The sequence below is a fragment of the Streptococcus mitis genome (genome assembly GCF_001074635.1).
GTDB lineage: Bacteria > Bacillota > Bacilli > Lactobacillales > Streptococcaceae > Streptococcus > Streptococcus mitis_E.
Map to the genome: position 1 here is coordinate 1 of NZ_JUQO01000230.1, position 208 is coordinate 208.

Below are 208 nucleotides of genomic sequence, written 5' to 3' on the forward strand. Positions count from 1 at the left end.
TAGGAACATGGGTATTCGAAGCTAATAAATACGGTGTAACGTACAAATTTGAAAGTGGAACACCAGGTAAGACATTGCTAGAAGCGATAGAAGGGTATAAACCAACAGACCAAAATCGTTATGCAAATAAAGCAAATGTAGATGCGACTCAACCGACAAAAACAGAGTACGTAGATGCGGAAAACGATGGTAAATGGGTTTTCAAGAG

At 38.9% G+C, this 208-nt stretch carries 1 protein-coding gene; it reads left to right on the plus strand.

What is annotated here, in order from left to right:
* Window positions 1-208: SHIRT domain-containing protein (locus tag ADI58_RS09985; RefSeq protein WP_049522475.1), on the plus strand; the 208-nt coding region annotated here is incomplete at both ends.